This window comes from Zarconia navalis LEGE 11467 (assembly GCF_015207075.1).
Taxonomy (GTDB): domain Bacteria; phylum Cyanobacteriota; class Cyanobacteriia; order Cyanobacteriales; family Geitlerinemataceae; genus Zarconia; species Zarconia navalis.
Window position 1 is genome coordinate 1 of sequence record NZ_JADEXN010000396.1, and the last position, 5,409, is coordinate 5,409.

Below are 5,409 nucleotides of genomic sequence, written 5' to 3' on the forward strand. Positions count from 1 at the left end.
AGGATTGGCAAGAGGCTGGCAGTACTGGCAACAAGAAGGAGTGGAGTCGCTGGTGAAGGCGTATGAAACTTTGCTGGTGAATATCGGTCAGTCTGTGGAGGTAGAAGGGAAATCCGGCACTGTCGTTGGGATGGATAGCGATGGCAATCTGCGCGTTCGCCTCACTGGCGAAACTGGGGAAATTCTTCCGGAAATTTGCCGATCGCCCGGTAATATAAATCTGGGATACGATGTTGCATCAATGCATTAGATGTCCAAATGGGGAGAAATGGGAAAAGACCGCCCAATCTGAATTTACGAGACACTCGACGAACGCTCTAAACTAAACCCTCGCAAGCCATTAAGCCTCCAAGAACTCGAATCTCGCTCGTCACCGCCAAGCATCGATCGTCTCAGTCTCCTGTGCAATTGCGTTAATATCCATTAACATAAACAATGTTTTGGTTATCGTTCATTTACATCTCGTCCCCGATCGCTCCTATCGTTCACCTCAGTAATCCCCTATGCAAAGACGTTCGACCAATTCGGATTCGGGTCACGCGCCTCTGGTTGTCCGCAGCGTGGTTTCCATCGGGAGTATCGGAATCTCGATCGGGGGGATGATGCTCGCCCCATCCCAACCCACACGCGCTCAAGTTGACCCATCTATTATCAAAGCCAAACCCAATCTTCAAGCAGTGCCCGCCGAGTCGGTTTTTGAAGCACCTCCCGAACCGAGCTACCCAGCCAAAGAGCCGATCGTCGAGTATGAAACCTGGGCACCCGAACCTGAGTATACGGAACCGACATACGTCGAGCCAGAATATAGCGAGCCAGCATACATCGAAGAACCCAGCCAAGGCAGCCACAGCTACATCGACACCACCGATTACAGCCTCGGGGCCACCACCGCATACGACGAAGCCCCAGCCGTCGTCCTTTCAGAGCGATCGACGGGATGCGAGGCCACCGTCGCGGCTGGAGAAGGCGTTCCCGGTAGCGTGTGCGTTCGGGCCGCTCCATCGAAGCCGACGACTGCAACCGCCGCCCCATCGTATCCGGGAACACCGGTCGCCGTTCCCCATTTAGAAGTTCCCGAACTCGAGGTTTCCGCCCCTTCTGTCGTGGCAGCCAACGCGGGAGTCGAGTACTCGGCAGCTGTCGTCCCCGCCTACTATCCCGTAGCGGAGATTCCCGCCATCGACCTAAACGCGATCGCCCTAGGAGCCGGTGGATTCATCCCCAAACCCGGTGAAGACTCCGCCCAAATCTACAACTCCTACTACAACGTTGCGGCCCAAGCCCTGCGCGATCGCAGCATCCGCCCCCAAGATTTAGTCGCCCAGGTGAGTTCCCGTTTGGTGTTCCCCCTAAGCATCCCCGCCCCGATCACCTCGGCATTCGGCTGGCGAATTCACCCCGTCCTGGGAACGGCCCGGATGCATACGGGAACGGATATCGGCGCACCGATGGGAACCCCCGTTGTAGCGGCTCTTGCCGGTCGCGTGGCCATTTCCGACTTTTTAGGCGGCTACGGCTTAGCGGTGGTGCTCGAACACGAAAAAGGTACTACAGAGACCCTCTACGGTCACCTATCGGAAGTATTCGTCCAAGCCGGAGAGACGGTTAAAAAAGGCGACCCCATCGGTCGGGTGGGAAGTACTGGACTCTCAACGGGGCCGCACCTCCACTTTGAAGTCCGCAAAATGACCGAAGAAGGTTGGGTCAACCTCGATCCGGGCCGACAACTCGAATACGGTCTGGCTCAACTGGTTCGGAACTTGCGCATGACCGAGAATGCCCCCGCTAATCCCCCAACGGTTCTCGATGCTCAAACGGCCGAGAGTGAATTAGATGATATTTCACAGGGTGAAACCTCCGAGGAAACCGTTGCCGAAGTGCCATCGTCTTGGTAAATGGCTGAACGCTACAAGTAATAAGTAATGAGTAATAAGGAAGGCTTTCTTATAACGTTATAGAGTTCCAAAAACGAATTCTGTTTCAATTTTTAAGTGGTGAAGGAAGAGGCTAAATATCATCTTCTTTGAGCGAAGCTTAGACGACTTATTACTTCTTTTTCCTTTAATCATTCGAGAGCGATCCTTGATTTTTGCCGACTTCCCCAACTCATTCTGGCCCGAGTCCCAACTCGATCCTCAACAAACCCCCCACAGTGGCTATCACTGGGATGGGATAAGCGAGCGTTTTTTTGAAGGATGGTACTACCGGGTGACGCTACCGGAGGATCGTCAGACATTTGCGTTCATGTACTCGATCGAAGATCCGATCGGCGATCGCCCTTACAGTTTGAGCGGGGCGCAAATACTCGGACCCGACGACGAGTACTTGTACCGCAGATTTCCGGACGTAGGGCAGTTTTGGGCCGCTCCCGATCGCCTCGGGTTGGGGCATTGGGGAACGACGGACTTAACGAGTTCTCCTACTTTCCTCGAAGCATCCCTATTCGATCGCCATGTTGGAGAAGGGTATCAAGGTACGGCAACCTGGCATCAGGGCAACTTACAAGACCCGGAAACGGGCGATCGCTGTCGGTGGCAGTACGCGATTCAACCGGTGTACGGTTGGGGCGATTCCGACGGTATACAGCAGTCCACCGCTGGCTGGCTATCATTTCTACCGATCTTCGAGCCGGGATGGCAGATATTGATGGCACACGGCTTAGCCACCGGTTGGATCGAATGGGGCGATCGCCGTTACGAATTTACTGATGCCCCGGCATACGGGGAGAAAAATTGGGGCCGTTCTTTTCCCGAAAAATGGTTTTGGTTGAACTGCAACTATTTTGAGGGAGAACCGGATTTAGCCCTGACGGCTGGGGGAGGCAAACGGGAAGTCATCGGCTGGACCGAATCGGTGGCGTTGGTGGGGATTCACTACCGAGGTCAGTTTTACGAGTTCGTCCCTTGGAATTCCCGCGTGGAATGGACGATCGAACCCTGGGGATGTTGGCAAATGAGCGCGACGAACGATCGATTTTTGGTGGAGTTGACCGGAACCACCGACCGTCCAGGTACGCCCCTACGCGCCCCCACTCACCAGGGATTTGTGTTTGCCTGTCGCGATACGATGCACGGTCAACTGAATTTACAGTTAAAAGAGAAGCGATCGTCGGGAGAATGGCAAACGATTCTGAGTGCTAGCAGTACGGTTTGTGGCTTAGAAGTGGGCGGAGGGCCCTGGGACCAAACCTGGTGCAGCGATCGTTAAGATGGGCGATCGGTCGGGTTGAAGTCGATCGAAACTTGCTAGTATACTTACGACATCGCCTTGTTTGGGGCTGTGGCTCAGATGGATAGAGCAAGCGCCTCCTAAGCGCTAGGTCGGCGGTTCGAATCCGCCCAGTCCCGTTAAATAAAATCAATAAATAACGACAAGTAGAGAGAAAAAGCAATCGTTCTCTGTGAGGAATGTTGATGCTCTAAACCTCATTTCCAATAGAATTAGAATTCATAGAATGAGGCGGAAATATAGGGTTAGTGTGAGTTTTGGCGAGTTGCCCCAAAGATTGGAAAACTTCTGGAGGGATTAATAACGATCGTCTTCACTCGATAATCAGTATGTATAAATTTGCGGCTGCTTCAGAAGATGAACCGATCGTATTTGGTTCTGCTCGCCCTGGATATCGTAACGAGCAAGTCGCTGAGTGGATTGAATTTATGCAGAATCGGAACATTAAGTACGTTTGCTGTTTGCTTGCGACATCTGAGCTGACTCGCTATGCCAATCTGCTCGATCTTTATCGACAGACCTTTGGATTCGATCGTGTCTGTTGGACGCCGATCGAGGATTTTTGCTTTGCTACTCCCGAAATTCTCATCCAACAAGTGTTACCGTTCTTAGCAACCGCCAGACAGCAGGACAGGAAGGTGGTTGTTCATTGCTCTGGTGGATTTGGGCGTACGGGACAGGTATTAGCCGCTTGGCTTGTGGCTGGACGAGGATTCTCTAGTCAAGCCGCGATCGCAGCTGTCAAACAAATTGGAAAAAATCCCTATGAAGCCGTTATAGCTGCCCCTTTCAAGGGCCGCAATCCATGGAAAATAGCGGCCGAATTCAATCTTTTACTAGATGAATGTAGTCGATTGAAAGACAAGTTAGCTTGATGCCTACCCCGAGAAATACGCTGAAAATCTCATTCTCTTTGCGGATGTCGAGAGAGTCATTACTTTTTCGAGTGAATAAATTGATAGATCGATAAAGTAAACAAGAGTAGTTTAGCGGCTAAAAAGCACACACCAATGAGTAAATTAAACTATTACGACAAAATTGCCATTCTCTACGATCGAACCCGTTGGATGACAGAAACCGTAGCGGAAGACGTGACCGATCGTATTCTTTCACTGGTTGAAGCCACACCGAAAACATCTTTTTTAGAACCAGGTGTTGGAACCGGTTTAAATATTCTTCCTTTAGTCAAACGCGGCTATTCTGTAACGGGAATTGATATTTCTCAAGAAATGCTCGATCGGATTCGTCAGAAATTGAATCCCATTCCTGATAACCTAACCCTGCTGAATGCAGATGCTTCAAAGTTACCTTTTGTAGATGAGAGTTTCGATGTCGTACTGACCGTTCATATGATTCACACTGTTTCAAATTGGCGGACTTTTCTGGACGAAATCGATCGCGTCCTCAAACCCCAAGGCTTTTATCTCAACGCTCAATGGATTACGCCACCTGCACGGGCAGAATTTGAGGGTTATTTTAAATCGATATTATCCAAGTATCAAAAACCACTCCAAGCAAAACCTATGAGTGCAACTTTTAAAGAGATCGATGTAGAAACCTATTTGAAAAAGAAAAAGTATCGAGCGAACTATTCAATTGCCAAAGAGTGGACGGTGAGCAATACAGTAGAGGAATTGCTTGAGTTTTTTAAGTTGCGGGCATACGGTTTCTGCTGGCGAATATCGGATGAAATATTCGATCGAGCTTTAGAAGAGTTTGAAGATTTTTGTCTCGATCGTTACGGTTCGTTGAAAACCGAGTTGTCATCAGATGCGAAGTTCGAGATCTGGGCGTATACTGCTAGCTAACCTAACGAGAAAACGAACGGACACCGAAACATTTTTACTTGATGCTTTAAATGTAAATGGATAATTGACAATAAATAGATGAGTCGTTATTTTTCTTTTCTCTTCATCTCCCCCATCGCCCCGTTTTACCTGGCGTGTTTCCAAACCTTCCAACTGGCATACCCCAGTAAGGAAGTTGCCGCCATTGCGTAAATAAACCCGCTGGGAAGTCCTGCAAACGCCATGGCCAAACTCCCCACCCACAGCGTCAGCGCGTAAATAAATAGCACAGCCAATCGCTGAGAGAGTCCGGCATTGAGCAATCGGTGGTGGAGGTGGCGTTTATCGGCCGCAAACGGCGACAGTCCGCTGCGAAGTCGATCGACAATCACGG

General features: G+C 50.4%; 5 protein-coding genes, 1 tRNA gene and 1 pseudogene. 6 read left to right on the forward strand and 1 reads right to left on the reverse strand.

The window, feature by feature from the left end; all coding sequences use genetic code 11:
• The 6 genes from IQ235_RS17840 to IQ235_RS17865 form a co-directional block, all read left to right on the forward strand.
• Positions 1-250, forward strand: a 250-nt coding sequence (locus tag IQ235_RS17840; protein ID WP_405196692.1) for a hypothetical protein, incomplete at its 5' end; no start/stop codon positions are given.
• 253 nt (positions 251-503) lie between these two features.
• Positions 504-1,895: a M23 family metallopeptidase gene (locus IQ235_RS17845; RefSeq protein WP_264322768.1), complete on the forward strand. Its 1,392-nt coding sequence runs from the start codon at positions 504-506 to the stop codon at positions 1,893-1,895.
• 187 nt (positions 1,896-2,082) lie between these two features.
• Entirely contained in the window at positions 2,083-3,207 is a 1,125-nt protein-coding gene (locus IQ235_RS17850) for a tocopherol cyclase family protein (protein ID WP_264322769.1), read from the forward strand.
• A gap of 66 nt (positions 3,208-3,273) precedes the next feature.
• Positions 3,274-3,347, forward strand: a tRNA-Arg gene (locus IQ235_RS17855).
• A gap of 210 nt (positions 3,348-3,557) precedes the next feature.
• A complete protein-coding gene (locus IQ235_RS17860) occupies positions 3,558-4,103 on the forward strand; it encodes a protein-tyrosine phosphatase family protein (protein ID WP_264322770.1) in 546 nt (181 codons plus the stop codon).
• Between the two features lie 135 nt (positions 4,104-4,238).
• Complete coding sequence (locus IQ235_RS17865; protein WP_264322771.1) at positions 4,239-5,036, forward strand: class I SAM-dependent methyltransferase; 798 nt, start codon at positions 4,239-4,241, stop codon at positions 5,034-5,036.
• Between the two features lie 125 nt (positions 5,037-5,161).
• Here IQ235_RS17865 and IQ235_RS17870 read toward each other — a convergent pair.
• A pseudogene (locus IQ235_RS17870) lies at positions 5,162-5,409 on the reverse strand (undecaprenyl/decaprenyl-phosphate alpha-N-acetylglucosaminyl 1-phosphate transferase); the annotation flags it as partial.